Raw genomic sequence first — 18,510 nt, forward strand, 5'->3', positions numbered from 1 at the left:
TAACCTGAGACTAGGATATCAGCGGAAACGCGCACGTCAAAGAGGCGCGTCCACAGATCACGGGGCAGGCCCGACATGTTCGGTCGCAAGGCGCATTCTCTTCCTGAAACAGAGAACCCGATCGCGGGATACGACAGTTTCCACAACCGTCTCGGCGATGAGATGCGAGGGGAACGGGCGACAATCGGCAAGTCCCTGCTCGACGTGCAGCGGGAGCTCCGGATCAAGGCGAGCTACATTGCCGCGATCGAGAATTCCGATCTCGAAGCCTTTGATTCGTTGAGCTTCGTGGCGGGTTACGTTCGCAGCTATGCGCGTTATCTCGGGCTCGATCCGGAGGTCACCTTCGCCCGGTTCTGCGAGGAATCCGGCTTTGGCGGCTCCTCGACTCTCAAGGCGATGGAGCATGAGGGGCCTCGGCGGATCGCCCTGCACGACCTTCCCCTTCCGGGGCGAAAAGCCTCGCAGGCCGCGACGGCCAATGCCGCGCCGGCGACGGTCGACCCGGTGCTCGGCGCCGGCAACCCGTTCGCCAAGAAGACGCGGCCCGTCTTCGCTGGGTTCGAACCGGGTGCGCTCGGATCGCTCGCCGTGCTGGCGGTCCTGGTCGGCGGTCTCGGTTATGGCGGCTGGACCGTCGTCAAGGAAATCCAGCGCGTCCACGTTGCCCCGGTGGAGCAGGAGCCGGCATTCGTGGTGGACGTCGACCCGCTGACGCCGTCCGAGACGCTCGCCGACGCGACGCCCGAGGATAGCGGCGTGGACGCACCGATGCGCGACCGGCTCGCGGATCTCTACCGCCCCAAGCCGCTCGACGCGCCGGTCCTCGTGGCCCGCGACTCGCCGATCTCGACCATTCCGCCCGGCACGAACGGCGCCCTCGCCCTCACTCTGCAGAGCCCGGACGACGCGCCGCTCCGATCCGATCTGATGAACGCCTCGGTCGATGCGGCGCTGATGGAGGCACTCGGCGAGAGCGATGTGACGGCGCCCGATGCGCCGGCCCCGCCGCGCGTCCTGGCGGAAGCGCCGGAGGCCGTCGTCCTCGTCGCGGTGCGCGCGGCCTGGGTGCGGGTCCGTTCTGCGGAGGGCGACACGCTCTTCGAGAAGATCCTCGAACCGGGCGAGACCTACGAGGTCCCCGTTGCCGAGCCGCCCGCGACGCTGCGTACCGGCAATTCCGGTGCCATCTACATGTCCGTCGCCGGCGAGACCTACGGACCGGCGGCCCCGGGAGTGCAGGTCGTCTCGAACATCGCACTTGCGGCGGATGCGGTCCGCGAGGCCTATCGGGTCGCCGACCTGGAGACGGATGGCGATCTGGCCCGCGTCGTGGCCGAACTCGACGTGCCCGAGGTTCTGCCCGGCGAGCCCGGTCCCCGCGCCATCGACTGATCCTGCGGCGGGGCCGGTTGCACGCCCCGCCCCCCGGCCTTACCTGTGGCGCGAACCCGACGAGAGGTCCGCCATGTCTGACGCCGCACTCCATGCCATCCGTCCCTGGCGGCTGATCGAACGCCGCAAGTCCCGGCAGATCATGGTGGGCAACGTCCCGGTCGGCGGCGATGCCCCGATCTCCGTCCAGACGATGACGAACACGCTGACCACTGATGTGGCCGCGACCGTGGCGCAAGTGCAGGCCGCGGCCGATGCTGGCGCCGACATCGTGCGCGTCTCCGTCCCCGACGAGGCGTCGTCGAAGGCCCTGCGCGAGATCGTGCGGGAGAGCCCGGTTCCCATCGTCGCCGATATCCACTTCCATTACCGCCGCGGGATCGAGGCCGCCGAAGCCGGCGCCGCCTGCCTGCGGATCAATCCCGGCAATATCGGCGACAAGACCCGCGTGCGCGAGGTCATCTCCGCCGCCCGCGACCACGGCTGCTCCATCCGGATCGGGGTGAATGCCGGCTCGCTCGAACGGCACTTGCTGGAGAAGTACGGCGAGCCCTGCCCCGACGCGATGATCGAAAGCGGGCTCGACCATATCCGCATCCTCGAGGACAACGACTTCCGAGAGTACAAGATCAGCTGCAAGGCGTCCGACGTCTTCATGGCTGCCGCCGCCTATCAGGGGCTGGCCGAGCAGACGGACGCGCCGATCCATCTGGGCATCACCGAGGCGGGCGGGCTCGTATCCGGCACGATCAAGTCCGCGATCGGACTCGGCAACCTGCTCTGGATGGGGATCGGCGACACGGTCCGCGTCTCGCTCTCGGCCGACCCGGTCGAGGAGGTGCGGGTCGGCTACGAGATCCTGAAGTCCCTTGGCCTGCGGCACCGGGGCGTCAACATCATCTCCTGCCCTTCCTGCGCGCGGCAGGGCTTCGACGTGATCGCGACCGTCGAGACGCTGGAGAAGCGGCTCGAGCACATCAAGACGCCGATGTCGCTGTCGATCATCGGCTGCGTCGTCAACGGGCCGGGCGAGGCGCTGATGACCGATGTGGGCTTTACTGGCGGCGGCAACGGCGCCGGCATGGTCTATCTGGCCGGCAAGCAGAGCCACAAGATGACCAACGCCCAAATGGTCGACCACATCGTGGAACAGGTCGAGGCCCGCGCGGCGCAGATCGAGGCGCAGAAGCAGGCGGCGGAATAGACTGCCTTACTTCTCCGGCAGAAGCCCCCGCGGCGAGAAGCGCAGCACCAGAAGCAGGATCACCCCCATCGTCAGCAACCGCATATGCGCGGCGGCGTCGAGCAGGTGCGACTTGAGCCAGCTTCCCTCCGCCATGCCCGCGGTGATGCCCTGCATCAGCAGCACGCCGAGCGGCTCCACCTCGACCCAGAGCCACCAGATCAGGAAGCCGCCGAGGACCGCGCCCCAATTGTTGCCGGATCCGCCGACGATCACCATGACCCAGATGAGGAAGGTGTAGCGCAACGGCTGGTAGCTCGTCGGCGTGAGCTGCCCGTCGAACGTCACCATCATCGCGCCGGCGAGGCCGAGCACGGCGGAGCCGAGGACGAAAATCTGCAAGTGTCGCCGCGTCACGTCCTTGCCCATCGCCTCCGCCGCGACCTCGTTGTCGCGGATGGCGCGCATCATCCGGCCCCATGGGGATGCAAGCGCCGCCTGCGTGAGCCAGATGAGGATCAGGAGGACGACCGCGAAGAGACCGGCATAGGCCAGCTTGACCGCGATCGCCGAGGCCGTGACCGTATCCGCCCCGAAACGCGCGGCCAGGTCCTGGAAGGATTGCGTGCGCTGCAGGTCGACCTCGTAGGGCACCGGCCGCGGCACGCCGATCACGTTCTTGACCCCGCGGGCCAACCAATCCTCGTTCTTCATCATCGCGATGATGATTTCCGCGATCCCGAGCGTCGCGATGGCGAGGTAATCGGAGCGCAGGCCGAGCGCCGTCTTGCCGATGACCCACGCCGCCCCGGCCGCGAGCAGGCCACCCACCGGCCAGCTCAGCAGGACGGGCAGGCCGAGCCCGCCGATGCTGCCGCGGTTGGCGGGGCTCACTGCCTCGATCGCCTCGACCCCGGGATCGAGCATCGCGCGGTAGAGGAAGAACCCGGCAATCAGCACCGCAACCATGAGCCACCCGGCATGGCGCCCGCCCCGGCGCCACGCGAAGATCGCCGCGATGATCGTGACCGCCCCAAGGAGGAGCCCGCCCAGAACGCGTCCACCCCCGGCCGCGATGGCCTCGGTATCGGGCGGCATCGAGACGAGCACCGCGCCCAGCCCGCCAAGCGCGACGAAGCCCATGATGCCGACGTTGAAGAGCCCGGCATAGCCCCATTGCATGTTCACGCCGAGCGCCATGATCGCCGAGATGAGACCCATGTTCAGGATCGTAAGCGCGACGTTCCAGGATTGCAGGATCCCCGTTCCGACGAAGAGCAGCGCGACGAGCCCGAACAGCCCGACGGCGCGAAGATCCACCCGGTCGCTCATACCGATTTCCCCCGGAAGAGGCCCGTGGGCCGGATCAGAAGCACGATGATCAGGATCATGAAGCTCACCGCGAACTTGTAGTCCGTGGACAGGAGCTGCACGAGCCCGTCGGGCGCGAGGCTTTCGGGCAGGAAGTAGCCCAGCACCTTCTTCAACGGGTAGGTGATCGTCACTTCGGCGAAAGCGATCACGAATCCGCCGGCAATGGCCCCGATCGGGCTGCCGAGTCCGCCGACGATGGCGGCCGCGAAGATCGGCAGGAGAAGCTGGAAGTAGGTGAACGGCTTGAACGACTTGTCGAGCCCGTAAAGCGTGCCTGCGATGGTCGCGAGCCCGGCGACGATGAGCCAGGTATAGGTCACCACCCGCTCCGGATTTATGCCCGACAAAAGCGCCAGGTCCTCGTTGTCCGAATAGGCCCGCATTGATTTACCGGTGCGGGTGCGATTGAGGAACCAGAACAGCACCGCCACCACGACCACGGCCACGACGACGGTGATCGCCTGCGTCGACTTGATCACCAAAGGCTCGTCGAGCCCGGTCGCATCGCGGAACCCGCGGGCGGAGACGAGAAACCGCGCCCCGTCGGCGAAGCGCTGATCGTCCACGCCGATGACGAAGCGCGTGAACCCGTTATAGACGAACATGACCCCGAGGGAGGCGATGACGAAGGTGACGGGCACGGCCTTCTTGTCGCGGTAGAAGCGATAGACCACCCGGTCGGTCCCCAGCAGCAGCGCCGCCGCCACCGCGATTCCGACCGGCAGCGCGAGGAGCGCGGTCGGCAACGGCCCGAACCCGATCCCCGCCGATTGCAGCCCCCACGTCGTCAGGATCACCGCCATCGTCCCGAACGCCATCGTGTCGCCATGCGCGAAGTTCGAGAAGCGCAGGATGCCGTAGATCAGCGTGACCCCGAGCGCCCCGAGCGCGAGCTGGCTGCCATAGGCGACGGCGGGAACGATGACGAAGTTCGCCAGCGTGACGAGGGCGTGCAGCGGCTCCATCAGGTGGCACCTCCGCCGTACTCTCTTCTCGCCGGGTTCCGGACCTCATTCGCCATCGTCTTTGCTTTCCAAATATCCCCGCCGGAGGCTCCCACGCACGCCGTCAGTCGCATCGTTCAGCCCCCGAGGAACGACCGCCGGACATCCTCGTCCGCCAGCAATTCCTTCCCCGTCCCCGTATGCGCGTTCCGCCCCTGGACCAGCACGTAGCCGCGATCGGCGATCTCGAGCGCCTGGCGGGCGTTCTGCTCGACCATCAGGATCGGGATACCGGTGCGGGAGACCTCGATGATACGGTCGAAGAGTTCGTCCATCACGATGGGCGAAACGCCAGCCGTGGGCTCGTCCAGCATCAGCACCTTCGGCTGCGTCATCAGCGCCCGGCCCACGGCGACCTGCTGGCGCTGACCGCCCGAGAGTTCGCCCGCGGGCTGGTGGCGCTTGTCCTTCAGAATCGGGAACAGCTCGAAGACCTGCTCCATCGCCGGGCGGATATCGTCGCGCCGGATGAAGGCGCCCATCTCGAGGTTCTCCTCCACGGTCAGGGAGGTGAAGATGTTGGAGGTCTGCGGCACGAAGCCCATGCCCCTGGCCACGCGGTCCTGCGGCGAGAGGTCGGTGATGTCCTCCCCGTCGAGCCGCACGCCGCCCTGGCGCAGGTTCAGCATGCCGAAGATGGCTTTCATGCCGGTGGACTTGCCGGCGCCGTTCGGCCCCACGATCACCGCGATCTCGCCGGGATCGACGGCGATGGTGCAATCGTGAAGGATGTCGCCGCCGGTGCCGTAGCCGCCGGTCATGCTGTCACCGACGAGGAAGGCATGCGTCGTGTCGGGGCGGACATCCGTCGCGGTCCCCCGCGCCATCGTGCCGCCGCCGGAACGCGTGATCGAGCGGTCCTTGTTGCCGCGATCCTCCTGCCATGCGTTCCGGCTCACGCCTGCGCCTCCGCGAGCTGATCCTTGTTCTTCAGGCCCGTGCCCAGATAGGCCTCGATCACCTGCTCGTTGGCCTTGATCTCGTCGAGGCTGCCTTCGGCCAGCACATGCCCCTCGGCCATGACAATGACGGGGTCGCAGATGCGGCCGATGAAATCCATGTCGTGCTCGATGACGACGAAGGTGTAGCCCCGCTCACGGTTGAGCCGCAGGATCGCGTCGCCGATCGTGTTGAGCAGCGTGCGGTTCACCCCCGCCCCCACTTCGTCGAGAAAGACGATGCGGGCATCGACCATCATCGTGCGGCCGAGCTCGAGCAGCTTCTTCTGACCGCCGGAGAGGTTGCCGGCCCGCTCGTCGGCGAGATGGCCGACCGTCAGGAAGTCAAGCACCTCGTCGGCCTTCGCGGCGAGTCGCGCCTCGTCCTCGCGGATCGCGGCACGCCGGAACCAGGCATTCCAGAGTGTCTCCCCCTGTTGCCCGCCGGGGACCATCATCAGGTTCTCCCGCACGGTCATGGAGGAGAACTCGTGGGCGATCTGGAACGTGCGGAGCAGTCCCTTGTGGAACAGCGCATGCGGCGGCAGGCCGGTGATGTCCTCGCCCGCCATCGTCACGCGCCCGGACGTCGGCTGAAGAACACCGGCGATCACATTGAACAGCGTCGTCTTTCCCGCCCCGTTCGGACCGATCAGCCCGGTGATCGTCCCCTCCTCGATGCGGAGCGACGCACCGTCCACGGCACGGAATCCGCCGAAATGGCGATGCAGGTCATGCACCTCGATCATGAAGATTCCCCGTTCACGGAACGGCCCCGGCAGATGCCGGGGCCGCCCAGGTCCTCGATTGTCTCAGCGATAGCCTTCGACCACCAACTCGCCGTTCTCGAAGCCGACGATGCGGTAATTGCCGGCGGATTCACCCGGCTCGATGAGCTCGACGGCGGAGGCGCCGACATAGTCCACATCGCCGCCATCGGCGAGGATCTGCAGCGCCTTCTCGAGCTCGCCCGGCAGGATCTCCTCGCCCGGCGCATTGGCGACGTCCATCACGCTGTCCTTGTAGGACGCGGGATCGGTGGACCCGGCCGCCTGCATCGCCAGCAGGATCAGTGCCGCGGCATCGTAGGCCTCCGCCGAGAAGGGCGAGCTGCCGTCGTAGCCGGCCTCGGACGCCATGTCCTGATAGGCCTGCGCGCCGGGGCAGTCGGTCCCGGGGTTGTCGCCCGAGGAGCCATCGATCTCGGAGCCGAACCTGTCGACGAGCGCCTGGCTCACCATGCCGTCGGGGAAGTGGAACGTGTCGAACGCGCCGGAATCGAGCGCCGCCCGCACGATGCCGGAGCCGCCCTGATCGACGTAGCCCGCCACGACGAGGCGGTCGCCGCCCGCGGCCGAGAGCGCGCCGATCTCGGAGGAATAGTCCGCCTTGCCGTCCTCGTGCGCCGCCGAGATCGTGACCGTGCCGCCGGCCTCCTCGTAGGCGGACTGGAAGGCGTCTGCGAGGCCCTTGCCGTAGTCGTTGTTGGTATAGGTCAGCGCGACGGATTCGATCCCCTCCTCCATCAGCACGTCCGAGATGATGACACCCTGGCGGGCATCCGACGGCGAGGTGCGGAAGAACAGGCCGTTATCCTCGGCCTCCGACAGGCCCGGGCTGGTGGCGGAAGGCGAAATCATCACCATGCCGTTCGGAACCGCCACGTTGGTCAGCATCGCGCCGGTCACGCCGGAGCAATCGGCGCCGACGATTCCGGACACGCCGTCGCTGGTGATCAGGCGCTCGGTCGCGGCCGTCGCGGCCGCCGCGTCGATGCAGGTGCTGTCGCCGCGGACCGACTCGATGGTGGTGCCGTCGAGCAGCAGGCCCGACTCGCTGACCTCCTCCATCGCCATCTCGGCGCCGGCGGCCATGCCGGGCGCGAGGCTTTCCAGCGGGCCGGTGAAGCCGAGGACGATCCCGAGCTTGATCGGCTCGTCCTGTGCATGGGCGCCCGTCGTCGCGAGCGCCGCGACGCTGGCCAGCAATATCTTCTTCATCTCCGTCTCCCTGATGTCGACGCTTGGCTGCGTCTTTGCGGGCCCGAGACTAAGGGGCGTGTTACTCGTTGAAAAGGCCGTAAAGCAGGACGTTGCGGCAGTTTCCGGCGACTGCTGTCAAACGTGCACGCCCGCCCGTCCGGCGAGATCGCAGAAGAACTGCCACGCCACCCGGCCCGAGCGCGACCCGCGCGTGGTGTACCATTCCACCGCTTCCGCCCGCAGGGTCGCATCGTCGATCTCGACCCCGTAGGCGTCGCAATAGCCCCGGATCATCGCAAGGAAGGCGTCCTGGTCGCAGGCGTGGAAGCCGAGCCAGAGGCCGAAGCGGTCGCTCAGGCTCACCTTCTCCTCCACCGCCTCGGCCGGGTTGATCGCCGAGCCGCGCTCGTTCTCGATCATGTCGCGCGGCATCAGATGCCGCCGGTTCGAGGTCGCGTAGAAGATCACGTTGTCCGGCCGCCCCTCGATCCCGCCGTCGAGCACGGCCTTCAGCGACTTGTAGGCCGCGTCGTCGTGGCTGAAGCTCAGGTCGTCGCAGTAGAGGACGAAGCGATGCGGCGCGGCGCGCAGCAGCGTCAGAAGCCGGCCAACGGAATGGATATCCTCGCGCTGCAACTCGACGAGCTTCAGGCCGGTCGCCTCAAGTTCACCATGCACCGCCTTGACAAGGCTCGACTTTCCCATCCCGCGCGCGCCCCAGAGCAGCGCGTTGTTCGCCGGAAAACCGCGGGCGAACCGCTTGGTATTGGCCAGGAGCGTGTCGCGGGCGCGGTCGATGCCGACGAGAAGGCGGAGGGGCACGCGGTTGATCCGTTCGACCGGGATCAGCCGATCGGGATCGGCGTCCCAGAGATAGGCCGAGGCGCGCCAGTTCGGAGCGACCGCCGCGCCCGGGGCAAGGCGTTCGAGAGCGGAGGCGATCCGTTCGAGCGCGCGCGCGTCGCTCACAGGCTCTCGTCCTCGTCGAGCAGGCCCGCCGCCCTGAGCTCGCGTTCCTTGCGCCGCTCGACCAGGCGGACGAGCCAGATCGAGACCTCGTAGAGCCCATAGACGACGGTAAAGAGGATCAGCTGCGTAATCACGTCGGGCGGCGTGACCACCGCGGCAAGGACGAGAATGGCGACCACCGCGTATTTCCGAACGTTGTTCAGCCCCTCGGCCGAGACGAGCCCCGCCATGCCCATCAGCGTCAGCAGGACCGGCAACTGGAAGCACAATCCGAAGGCGAAGATGAACTTGAGCGACAGGTCGAGCGATTCCCGCACCGAGCCGAGGAAGACGGTACGCAACTCCTCGTTCTCGACCACGCCGACCGGCACCGTGCCGGTGACCACGTTGACGAGCGCGGGGATCGCGTCGGAGAAGCCGATGAAGAAGTTCATCGCGAGCGGCGTCACGACGTAATGCGCGAAGGCCGCGCCGAGCGTGAAGAGCGCGGGCGAGGCGAGGATGAAGGGCAGGAACGCGCGCTGCTCGGTCTTGTAGAGGCCGGGCGCGATGAAGCGCCAGAGCTGGTGCGCGATGACGGGGAACGACAACGCGAATCCCGCGATCACCGAGATCCGGATCAGGACAAAGAACTTCTCCTGCGGCGCGGTGAAGATCAGCTGCGCCGGCTGACCGCGGGCGCGCAGCACGTCGGCGATCGGCTCGGCGATGAATTCCAGGATCGGCTCGGCCACCGTGAAGCAGAGCACCATCGCCACGAGGAACGCGGCGACCGACTTGATGATCCGCGTGCGGAGCTCCGCAAGATGCTCGATCAGCGGGGCGGAACTGTCGTCGATCTCGCTCACGGTTTCGTCTCCGGGACCGGCTCGACCGCGGATGCCGGCTCGGCCGCGGGCGGCGTGGCCTCGGGGTCGGGCTGGAGATCGGGCTCGGCCGAGAGTTCCGCGGCCTCGGCATCGAGGCGCGCCTGGGCCTTGGCGGCCGTGGCCTGCTCGATCTTGGCCTTGGTCGCCGCGCGGTCCTTCGACAATCCGGGCTTCGCCTTGCCGTCGGCGGCGTCGGGCGACCAGGAGGACAGGTCGCGCGTCGCGTCCTTCAGGACGTCGGAGCCGTACTTCTTCGGGTTGGCCATCTTGCGGAGGTCCTTGGTGATGTCCCCCACCCCGCTCTCGTCGGCGGCCTCGTTCATCGCGTGCTGGAATTCCCGCGCCATCCGGCGGGCCTTGCCGGTGAACTCGCCCAGCGTGCGGAACATGCGCGGCAGGTCCTTCGGGCCCACCACGATCAACGCGACGACGCCGATGACGAGAAGCTCGCTCCAGCCGATGTCGAACATGGTGTCAGCCCCGCCGGACGATCGTGCGGATCAGACCTTGTCCTTCTGCGCCGCCTCGGGCGTCACGTCGCGCGCGGCGGCACCGTCGGCCAGCGCCCGGTCCGGCAGCACCCGGTCGTGATCGGGATCCTCGTCCTTGGACCCGTCGCTCACGCCCTTCTTGAAGGCGGTGATCCCCTTGCCGACCTCGCCCATGAGCGAGCTGATCTTGCCGCGTCCGAAAAGGACGAGCACGACGACGGCGATGAGCAGAAGGCCGGGAAGGCCGATATTGTTGAGCATGTCCTGTCTCCCTGGATGCCGACCCCGATCTCTCGTCGGGGACGCGCCCGTGTATCTCCGCGCCTACTTACGCATTGCGCGGCCCGGTTGAAAGCACCGGCGCGCGAAATTGATCGTCAGCGCAGGAGCGGCGCGGGGTCGACCGCCTCGAACCCGCGCCGCGCCTCGAAATGCAGGAAGGACGGGTCGCCGCCGCCGACGCTGGCGATGGGCTGGCCGGCGCTGACCGAGTCGCCCTTCTCGACGCGGATGTTCTGGATGTTGGCATAGACCGTCAGCAGGCCGTCGTCGTGACGCAGGACGAGGATCGGGACCTGATCGGTGTCGCGGGTGATCGCGGCCACCGTGCCTGCGGCGGCGGCGCTGACCGCGGCCCCCTCGGGGGCGCGGAAGTCGATGCCCTCGTTGCTCGAAGAGAACGGCTTGAGGATGTCCCCCGCCACGGGACGTTGCAGACCCGTCGGCGCGGCCGGCTCCGGCGTCGGCGGAGGGGCGGGGGCCGGCGGTGCCGGCGGCTCGCTTGCCTCGGTGCGGAACTGGTCGAGCTGCGGGCTCGCGGGAAGCGGCTCGGCCTCGACCGCTTCGGGCAGCGCGGAGCTGGCCGAGGGCGGGATCGGGGTCGGCGCGCCGAGGCCGGGATCGGGGCTGGCGATCGTGCTGGCCCCGTCCTCGGTCACCACGAGCGGGATCAGCAGGTACTGCCCCTCCCGCACGGTGAGGTCGGGGCCGAGCCCGTTCCACTCGGCCAGCGCGGGCGGGCTCACGCCGTAGAGGCGCGCGATGGAGAAAGCCGTCTCGCCGCGGGCGACGCGGTGCCGCACCGGCTCCTGCCCGCCCTGCACGGCGACCGGCGCGGCCCCGGGCGCACCCGAGGCGCGGTCGATGGCGCTGCCGGCGATGGCGGTGATGTCGGGGCGTCCCGCGGTCGTGGTCCCGCCCGCGACGCGCCGCGGCAGGGCCAGAACGGCATTCGGGTTGAGCGGCGCGTCGGGCGTCAGCCCGTTGAAATCGGCGAGTTCCCGCGCGCCGATACCCACGCGTGTCGCGACCATGCCCACGGTGTCGCCACCGCGCGCGATGGCGACCTGATAGTTCGGATAGGTGATGAGCCCGTTCGCGTCGGGCACGGGCCGCGACGCCGCGGCCTGCCGGACGCCCGCGACCGTACTGCTCTGCCCGCGCAGGTCGTAATCCAGATTGCCGGATCGAAACTCCGAGCACCCTGCGATCACGGTGGCGCCGAGTAGAACGCCCGCCCAGCGGGTCCGCTTGCCTGTGCCGGACATCCCGGTCTCCCCTCATCTGCCCCGGTCGGGATGCCACGCCCTTCAGTCGTGTTCCACCCCCTCGATCAGCGGCACGAAGCGCACCGCGGCGAGTTCCTCGTAATCATAACCATCCGCCGTCCGCACGACCTTGATCAGGGTCTGCACCTGATCGCTCACGCCGACGGGCACGATCATCGTACCGCCTATGCGAAGCTGTGCCAACAGGGGGCCGGGCGGGTCTTCCGTCGCGGCAGTCACTAGGATGCGGTCGAAGGGCGCCTGCTCGGGCACGCCGTGGCTGCCGTCGCCGACGATCTGGGTGATGTTGCTCAACCCCATCGCCTCGTGCGTCTCGCGAGCCATGCGGGCGAGCGGGCGGTGTCGCTCGATCGTGTAGACCCGCCGCACGAGATGCGAGAGGATCGCGGCCTGGTAGCCGGTCCCGGTCCCGACCTCGAGCACGATGTCGCGCGGCTTCGTGCCGAGCGCCTGGGTCATCATTCCGACCACCGAGGGCTGGCTGATCGTCTGCCCCCGCGCGATCGGAAGCGGCACGTCCTCGAAGGCGCGCGAGACGAAGGTGGGCGAGACGAAGCGCGCGCGATCCACCCGCTCCATCGCGGTCAGGACGCGCATGTCGCTGACCCCGCGGGAGCGCAGCGCCACCAGCAACCGCATCGTCTCCTCCGGGCTCACCGTGCCGCCCCCCGTCCCTAGCCCGGATACGCGTCGAGCGTGCCGCGCAGATCGTCCAGTGCCGCGTGATCGGTCAGGTCGCAGCGCATCGGCGTGACCGACACCCAGCCCTCGACATTGGCCTTCACGTCCGTCCCCGGCCCCGTCGGCTCTCCCTGCGCGCTGCCCTGAATCCACAGGTAGTCGCGTCCGCCGGGCGACCGCTGGGGGTGGACCCGCATCCGCGCGTCGCCCCGGTAGCCCTGCGACACCGGGGCGAGGCCGCGGACGAAGCCGGCGGAACAGGGCGGGAAGTTGACGTTGTAGAACAGCTTGTAGCGCTCGCCGCCCCAGGGCGCATCCGCCACCAGTCGGCGGACGCAATCCGCGCCGTGCTTCGCGGCCGCCTCGAACGGGTCGTCGAGGTTGACGTTGTCGGGCCCGTAGAACTGGCTCAGCGCGATGCCGCGGACGCCCTGCAGGGCCGCCTCCATCGCCGCGCCGACCGTGCCGGAATAGACGGTGTTCTCGCCGGAATTGTTGCCCCGGTTCACGCCCGAGAGCACCAGGTCCACCGGCCCGTCCACCAGATTGCCGAGCCCGGCGAGCACGCAATCGGCGGGCGAGCCCTCCAGGGCGAAGCGACGTTCGGCGAGCTTGGTGACCATCGACGGCTTGATGTAGTTGACGCAATGGCCGACGCCCGATTGTTCGAAGGCCGGCGCAACGGTCCAGACCTCGCCGTCGAGGCCGGCCACGGCCGAGGCGATGTCGTGCAGCACGGTCAGGCCGTGCGCGTCGATCCCGTCGTCGTTGGTGATGAGTATGCGCATGCGGATCCCCTTTGCCCCGCCTTTAGAAGCAGGTGCATCCTGCGTCCAGCGGGGGGTCGGCATTTCGCGGCGGCCGTCGCGCCCGCGCCCGATCTCGCGGCGCCGGTGCCGCCCGATGCCGCGGAACGGGGATTTGAAATCCAGCCCGGGGCCGCGGATAAGGGGCTCGAAAAAGTGCCGAAAGGATCGCGATGGCCGCGCTGCAGATGGACGCCGACGCCCTGACCGCGTTCCTGGCGCGCGACTTTCCGCAGGTCTGCGACCAGTTCGCCGTCGAGCGGGCGGCGGCTGACGGCGTGACGATCCGTCTCGTCGTCGGCGAGGCGCACTTGCGGCCCGGCGGCACGGTCTCGGGCCCCGCGATGTTCGCGCTGGCCGATGTCGCGGTCTATCTCGCGATCCTGTCGCGGCTCGGACCGGTCGCGCTCGCGGTGACGACGAATTGCGCGATCGACTTCATGCGCAAGCCGGCCGCCGCGACGGACCTCCTCTGCGACGTGCGCCTGCTGAAGCTCGGCCGAGTGCTGGCGGTCGGGGATTGCCTGATCCGGTCGGTCGGATCGGACGCGCCGGTCGCGCGGGCCTCCCTGACCTATTCGATCCCGCCGGACGGTCCGCGCGGGGCGGCGGTCATTCCGCCCGGCACGTGACGGTGGCGATCCGTTCGATGTCGGCTTCGGTGAGCGTGTTGAACACCGCGATCCCGGCATCCGAGCTGACGGTCGAGTTGGCGAGCGGATCGCCCGCGGCATCCTCCGCGAGACAGTAGAGGACGGCATCCTCGCGCGCGTCCTCCGGGATCGTCGCCGCGCATTCGACGCCGCCCTCGGTCGCCGTGCAATCGAGCGTCTCGGCCTCCTGCGCGAAACTCGGACCGGACAGGAGCAAAAGCAGGATGAGGGGGCGCATGGCGATCTCCGTGGCTGGGGTGCCGACAAACGCTCCGGCAGCGGCGGAGGGTTCCGGACGAGCGTGGTAGGATGCGGGGCCGGATCGAGGACAGACGCTTTGGACGCACAACCCGTTCCGGATCGGCAATACGATCAGGCTTGGGCCAATCGGTCCAAGAATGGGGTAAAATATGACCACATTCTTTGTACTCTGTTTTTGCAGGTTTTTCTGGGAATGACTGTCGTTGACGCGGCGCGCCGGCGCTGTATAAGCGCGCATCGACCGGGACCTGCCCGGACTTCCGCAATCACGTCAGATAGGGCAAGGCAGATGAAGACCTTCACCATGACCCCCGACGCGATCGACAAGAAGTGGATCCTGATCGACGCCGAGGGCGTGGTTCTGGGTCGGCTCGCCTCGATCGTCGCCACCCGCCTCCGCGGCAAGCACAAGCCGACCTTCACGCCCAGCATGGACATGGGCGACAACGTCATCGTGATCAACGCCGACAAGGTGCAGATCACCGGCGAGAAGCGCCACGAGCCGAATTACTGGCACACCGGCCATCCCGGCGGCATCAAGTCCCGCACCACGCAGCAGATCCTCGAGGGCAAGCACCCCGAGCGCGTCGTGCAGCAGGCCGTCAAGCGCATGCTGCCCGGTAACAAGCTGTCGCGCCAGTTGATGACCAACCTGCGCGTCTATGCCTCCGCCGAGCATCCGCACGAGGCGCAGTCGCCCGAGACGCTGGACGTCAAGTCGATGAATCCCAAGAACACCCGGAGCGCGTGATCATGGCCGAGCAACTCAACTCCCTCGAAGACCTCAAGGGCGCCGTGGACACGTCCGGGGCCGCGTCCGACGACGGCCAGGTTTTGCTGGACACCTCCGCCCCGCGCGAGCCCGTTCGCGACGAACTCGGCCGCTCCTACGCGACCGGCAAGCGTAAGGACGCGGTGGCCCGCGTCTGGATCAAGCCCGGTTCCGGTAAGGTCACCGTCAACGGCAAGGACATCAACGCCTATTTCGCGCGGCCCGTGCTGCAGATGATCCTGAAACAGCCATTCCAGATCACCGACCGCGAGGGCCAGTTCGACGTGATGGCCACCGTCAAGGGCGGCGGCCTCTCCGGTCAGGCGGGCGCGGTGAAGCACGGCGTGTCCAAGGCGCTGCAGCTTTACGAACCCGGCCTTCGTGCGGCGCTGAAGGCCGCGGGTTTCCTGACCCGCGACAGCCGCGTGGTCGAGCGCAAGAAGTACGGCAAGGCGAAGGCCCGCAAGAGCTTCCAGTTTTCCAAGCGCTGATCCTTCGACCGGCCCGATCCAGGCAGGCATCCGCGACGGCGGGTGCCTGTTTTCGTTTCAGCCGCGAAACGATGCACCGGTTTTGTTCTCGTTCTTCGTCTTGCTCCGCGGCCGTGCCCTGCGCCAATAACCCGTCATTTGAAAATCATGTTGGCTCTGCCGCCATCGCGGCAGTGAGGATAGACGAATGGCAATGCTACTGGCAGAGACGGGCTTCAATTTCCGAACCCTGAACGTGAACCGTATTCTCGAAGATGCGATCGGCTACGATCTCATGGAGGATGCGGATGTCGAGGTGTATGGCGAGGTCATATCCGATTTCTGCATGATATTCTGGAACGAAGGTATCTACGGCAGTCTGTTCGGAGGCTCGGATATCGACGTCGACGACGAATTCATCGAAGATGGCACGATCACCGCCTACGCGGATCTTTATTACAGCGGCGGCGACTGGTGGACGATGTGGGAGTTGACGGACATCTCCGTTTCCGCGTCCGCGATCCTCGACGTGGCAGAGACGTCGGCGACGGATGACGATCGGCACTTGTTCCGGGAGATCCTCGCCGGCGACGATTACATGCGGCTCAGCGACTACAAGGACGTCACATCCGGATTCGGCGGTGCCGACTGGATCGAAGGGTTGGAGGGCAGTGATCGACTCTATGGCGGCGTCGGGCACGACTTCGTCGATGGCGGCGCCGGACACGACCGGTTGTCGGGTGGTGCCGGCAATGACGACGTTCGTGGGCAGTCCGGACGGGACCGCATCTTCCTCGACGAGGGCAACGACCGGTTGGACGGCGGAACCGAACTGGATTGGCTCATCGTCAACGGCAACAAAGCCGCTCGGGTCGACCTGGCCAGGCAGGACACGCAGCGCACGGGATACGGTCGGGATCGGATCTTCGACATCGAGAATGTGTCGGGAAGCCATCGGGGGGACCGTCTCATCGGGAATGCCGAGGCGAACCGGCTCGACGGCAACCGAGGCTACGACAAGCTCCGGGGCCGGGACGGCGACGACACGCTCGACGGCGGCAATGGGAACGATCGCCTGTCCGGGGGCAACGGAGGTGATCTCCTCCTCGGTGGCGACGGGTCCGACGTCCTGCTCGGTGGGCGGGGGTGCGATGTCATGCGGGCCGGCCGGGACGAGGACCGCGACAGGTTCGTCTTCCGGTCCGTCGACGACAGTGTGCGCGGCGCGGAGCGTGACCGGTTGCATGGATTCGACAGCGGCGAGGACGTGATCAATCTGCGCGCAATCGATGCCGACAGTGGACGGAAAGGCAACCAGGCGTTCGCGTTCTCGGACGGCGGACGGCGGACGGGACGCTAACGCCGTCTGGCTGGTCGACAAGGGGTCCCACGTCCTTCTGCGAGGCGATGTCGACGGTGACGCCCGGGCCGATTTCGAATTACTCGTCCGAAACGTCGACGTCCTTATGGATATCGACATGATCCTCTGAACGATCGTTTCGGTCGGATACCTGGCATACGAAAGCCGGCCGTCTTCCTACCAGATCCGGGGCCGATCGCCGGAACCGTTCCATCCGCCTGAAGCCCAGAATGCTCCTCGCGATGCAGTGCGCGCATCGGTCTGTCGAGGAGCAAGGCCATCGGCCATAGCGTCGAGACGACAGACACGTGAGCGCATTGCGTTTCCCCTTAGCCAAGCGCGCTGGGCTTTGCCTCTAGTTCGACACACGCTTTGGGAAATGCTGTGCAAGGCGGGAGTTCGCTCCCACGGGCCCGGATCGCTCGAACAACGAGACGCTCCGATCCTGTCGACTACCGCCAGACGGCGGCGAACCGAGAAGAAAGTCCTGAACGATCAAACGACAGAAATGAGGCCTAGATTAGGCCGTCTGGCAGGGGCAGCAGGGTTCGAACCCGCGACCTGCGGATTTGGAATCCGCTGCTCTACCAACTGAGCTATACCCCTGCAGATGCGTGCGGAATATGTGCTGTTCCAGGGCGGTGCAAGGGGGAACTGCGCGGATGCGGAAACGGCTGAAAAGCGAGCGGTAATCAGACGCACGAGTTGCTTGTGTCGGCCTCGGTGCGTTGCTGCACGATCAGGTTCGCATCGATAGCGGATCGGAGTGGGGTGAAACAGGACGATACGCAGGAACTTTTGACCTGAAAGGCTGTTATTTGGGTGCAAAGCCGAAAGCGCTGTATCCAACAGCCTGCTTCCGGTCTAGCAAAGCACAGACCACGGCCCCTGGAAGGAGCACACCATGAAACATATTTTTGCCGCCGCCGCGACCATCGCCGCATTGTCCACTGGCGCCGCGTTCGCCCAAACGATGGGTGAAGGCTACAACATGCTACAGACGGCGCTGATGTCGGATTTCGAGCGTATGGGCATTCCGACCGAAGAGCTGGACAACCTGACGCTCGGCCAGATCGCGGCGATCAAGGAAGTCGTCGAATCCGAGGACGAGTCGAACCAGAAGAGTCAGATCGAGGCGATCATCGCCAACAACTGATCCAAATGGATTGATTGTCCGAGCGGCGGCCTTTGGGCCGTCGCTTTTCGTTTGGCCGGTCGAGCGGTATCGATTCACATGACTGATTCCACCGACCCGGCGCCACCGAGACGCCCGAACGCGAAGAGGGCCCCCGTTCGGGAGCCCTCTCGTCGTTCCAGTTAGTCGGAAGTGGCTTACTCGGTGATCTTGGAGACCACGCCGGCGCCGACGGTGCGGCCGCCCTCGCGGATCGCGAAGCGCAGGCCCTGCTCCATCGCGATCGGTGCGATCAGCTCGACACCGAACGACACGTTGTCGCCCGGCATCACCATCTCCGTGCCCTCGGCCAACTGCACCGTGCCAGTCACGTCCGTCGTGCGGAAGTAGAACTGCGGCCGGTAGTTCGCGAAGAACGGCGTGTGGCGCCCACCCTCTTCCTTCGTCAGGATGTAGGCCTCGGCCTCGAACTTCGTGTGCGGCTTCACCGAGCCCGGCTTGCAGAGCACCTGACCCCGCTCCACCCCGTCACGGTCGATGCCGCGCAGCAGCGCGCCGATGTTGTCGCCCGCCTCGCCGCGATCGAGCAGCTTGCGGAA

General features: G+C 67.1%; 20 protein-coding genes, 1 tRNA gene and 1 pseudogene. 7 read left to right on the forward strand and 15 right to left on the reverse strand.

Features of this window, described 5'->3' with window-relative positions; translation table 11 throughout:
* The first annotated feature begins 75 nt into the window (after nucleotides 1-75).
* Both Q1A87_RS12430 and ispG read left to right on the forward strand, forming a co-directional pair.
* Nucleotides 76-1,395 carry a helix-turn-helix domain-containing protein gene (locus tag Q1A87_RS12430; RefSeq protein ID WP_299651784.1) on the forward strand — a complete coding sequence of 440 codons (1,320 nt, stop codon included), beginning with the start codon at nucleotides 76-78 and terminating at the stop codon, nucleotides 1,393-1,395.
* 73 nt (nucleotides 1,396-1,468) lie between these two features.
* On the forward strand, nucleotides 1,469-2,599 hold the full coding sequence (ispG, locus tag Q1A87_RS12435) for a flavodoxin-dependent (E)-4-hydroxy-3-methylbut-2-enyl-diphosphate synthase (RefSeq protein ID WP_299651786.1): 1,131 nt from the start codon (nucleotides 1,469-1,471) through the stop codon (nucleotides 2,597-2,599).
* 6 nt (nucleotides 2,600-2,605) lie between these two features.
* Here the strand turns inward: ispG and Q1A87_RS12440 are convergent, their stop codons facing one another.
* The 12 genes from Q1A87_RS12440 to surE form a co-directional block, all read right to left on the reverse strand.
* Nucleotides 2,606-3,910, reverse strand: coding sequence for a branched-chain amino acid ABC transporter permease (locus Q1A87_RS12440; protein WP_299651788.1), 1,305 nt, complete (start codon nucleotides 3,908-3,910; stop codon nucleotides 2,606-2,608).
* Nucleotides 3,907-4,917 carry a branched-chain amino acid ABC transporter permease gene (locus Q1A87_RS12445; RefSeq protein WP_299651790.1) on the reverse strand — a complete coding sequence of 337 codons (1,011 nt, stop codon included), beginning with the start codon at nucleotides 4,915-4,917 and terminating at the stop codon, nucleotides 3,907-3,909. Before Q1A87_RS12445 ends, Q1A87_RS12440 begins: the two co-directional genes overlap by 4 nt.
* Nucleotides 4,918-5,033: 116 nt before the next feature.
* Complete coding sequence (locus Q1A87_RS12450) at nucleotides 5,034-5,855, reverse strand: ABC transporter ATP-binding protein (RefSeq protein WP_299651792.1); 822 nt, start codon at nucleotides 5,853-5,855, stop codon at nucleotides 5,034-5,036.
* Nucleotides 5,852-6,643: an ABC transporter ATP-binding protein gene (locus tag Q1A87_RS12455; protein ID WP_299651794.1), complete on the reverse strand. Its 792-nt coding sequence runs from the start codon at nucleotides 6,641-6,643 to the stop codon at nucleotides 5,852-5,854. Before Q1A87_RS12455 ends, Q1A87_RS12450 begins: the two co-directional genes overlap by 4 nt.
* A 63-nt stretch (nucleotides 6,644-6,706) precedes the next feature.
* Nucleotides 6,707-7,894 (reverse strand): ABC transporter substrate-binding protein, encoded by a 1,188-nt coding sequence (locus Q1A87_RS12460; RefSeq protein ID WP_299651796.1) that lies wholly within the window; start codon nucleotides 7,892-7,894, stop codon nucleotides 6,707-6,709.
* 117 nt (nucleotides 7,895-8,011) lie between these two features.
* Nucleotides 8,012-8,845, reverse strand: a complete 834-nt coding sequence (locus Q1A87_RS12465; protein ID WP_299651798.1) for an ATP-binding protein — start codon at nucleotides 8,843-8,845, stop codon at nucleotides 8,012-8,014.
* A complete protein-coding gene (gene tatC / locus Q1A87_RS12470; RefSeq protein WP_299651800.1) occupies nucleotides 8,842-9,693 on the reverse strand; it encodes a twin-arginine translocase subunit TatC in 852 nt (283 codons plus the stop codon). Before tatC ends, Q1A87_RS12465 begins: the two co-directional genes overlap by 4 nt.
* Nucleotides 9,690-10,184: a Sec-independent protein translocase protein TatB gene (gene tatB, locus Q1A87_RS12475; protein ID WP_299651802.1), complete on the reverse strand. Its 495-nt coding sequence runs from the start codon at nucleotides 10,182-10,184 to the stop codon at nucleotides 9,690-9,692. The genes tatC and tatB overlap by 4 nt, the downstream gene beginning before the upstream one ends.
* Before the next feature lie 30 nt (nucleotides 10,185-10,214).
* Nucleotides 10,215-10,466, reverse strand: coding sequence for a twin-arginine translocase TatA/TatE family subunit (locus tag Q1A87_RS12480; RefSeq protein ID WP_299651804.1), 252 nt, complete (start codon nucleotides 10,464-10,466; stop codon nucleotides 10,215-10,217).
* A gap of 116 nt (nucleotides 10,467-10,582) precedes the next feature.
* Nucleotides 10,583-11,752: a M23 family metallopeptidase gene (locus Q1A87_RS12485; protein ID WP_299651806.1), complete on the reverse strand. Its 1,170-nt coding sequence runs from the start codon at nucleotides 11,750-11,752 to the stop codon at nucleotides 10,583-10,585.
* A 42-nt stretch (nucleotides 11,753-11,794) separates the two neighbouring features.
* Entirely contained in the window at nucleotides 11,795-12,412 is a 618-nt protein-coding gene (locus Q1A87_RS12490) for a protein-L-isoaspartate(D-aspartate) O-methyltransferase (RefSeq protein WP_299651808.1), read from the reverse strand.
* 35 nt (nucleotides 12,413-12,447) lie between these two features.
* Entirely contained in the window at nucleotides 12,448-13,242 is a 795-nt protein-coding gene (gene surE / locus Q1A87_RS12495) for a 5'/3'-nucleotidase SurE (protein ID WP_299651810.1), read from the reverse strand.
* 191 nt (nucleotides 13,243-13,433) lie between these two features.
* On the opposite strand from surE, the gene Q1A87_RS12500 reads away from it, so the two are divergent.
* The gene (locus Q1A87_RS12500; protein ID WP_299651812.1) at nucleotides 13,434-13,892 is read left to right on the forward strand and encodes a PaaI family thioesterase; all 459 of its coding nucleotides are present in this window, start codon (nucleotides 13,434-13,436) and stop codon (nucleotides 13,890-13,892) included.
* On the opposite strand, the gene Q1A87_RS12505 is transcribed toward Q1A87_RS12500, so the two are convergent.
* Complete coding sequence (locus tag Q1A87_RS12505) at nucleotides 13,873-14,151, reverse strand: hypothetical protein (RefSeq protein WP_299651814.1); 279 nt, start codon at nucleotides 14,149-14,151, stop codon at nucleotides 13,873-13,875. The genes Q1A87_RS12500 and Q1A87_RS12505 overlap by 20 nt on opposite strands.
* 312 nt (nucleotides 14,152-14,463) lie before the next feature.
* Between Q1A87_RS12505 and rplM the strand changes: the two genes are divergently transcribed.
* The 3 genes from rplM (at nucleotide 14,464) to Q1A87_RS12520 (ending at nucleotide 16,776) form a co-directional block, all read left to right on the forward strand.
* Nucleotides 14,464-14,925, forward strand: a complete 462-nt coding sequence (rplM, locus tag Q1A87_RS12510) for a 50S ribosomal protein L13 (protein ID WP_299651816.1) — start codon at nucleotides 14,464-14,466, stop codon at nucleotides 14,923-14,925.
* A gap of 2 nt (nucleotides 14,926-14,927) precedes the next feature.
* A complete protein-coding gene (gene rpsI / locus Q1A87_RS12515) occupies nucleotides 14,928-15,437 on the forward strand; it encodes a 30S ribosomal protein S9 (RefSeq protein ID WP_299651818.1) in 510 nt (169 codons plus the stop codon).
* Nucleotides 15,438-15,624: 187 nt separating this feature from the next.
* Nucleotides 15,625-16,776, forward strand: a complete 1,152-nt coding sequence (locus tag Q1A87_RS12520) for a hypothetical protein (protein WP_299651820.1) — start codon at nucleotides 15,625-15,627, stop codon at nucleotides 16,774-16,776.
* A gap of 530 nt (nucleotides 16,777-17,306) precedes the next feature.
* Here Q1A87_RS12520 and Q1A87_RS12525 read toward each other — a convergent pair.
* Nucleotides 17,307-17,382, reverse strand: a tRNA-Trp gene (locus Q1A87_RS12525).
* 298 nt (nucleotides 17,383-17,680) lie between these two features.
* Here Q1A87_RS12525 and Q1A87_RS12530 point away from each other — a divergent pair.
* Entirely contained in the window at nucleotides 17,681-17,932 is a 252-nt protein-coding gene (locus tag Q1A87_RS12530; protein WP_299651822.1) for a hypothetical protein, read from the forward strand.
* Nucleotides 17,933-18,108: 176 nt separating this feature from the next.
* On the opposite strand, the pseudogene tuf reads toward Q1A87_RS12530, so the two are convergent.
* Nucleotides 18,109-18,510 (reverse strand): annotated as a pseudogene (tuf, locus tag Q1A87_RS12535) (elongation factor Tu); the annotation flags it as partial.

It is taken from the genome of uncultured Jannaschia sp. (genome assembly GCF_947494055.1).
GTDB lineage: Bacteria > Pseudomonadota > Alphaproteobacteria > Rhodobacterales > Rhodobacteraceae > Jannaschia.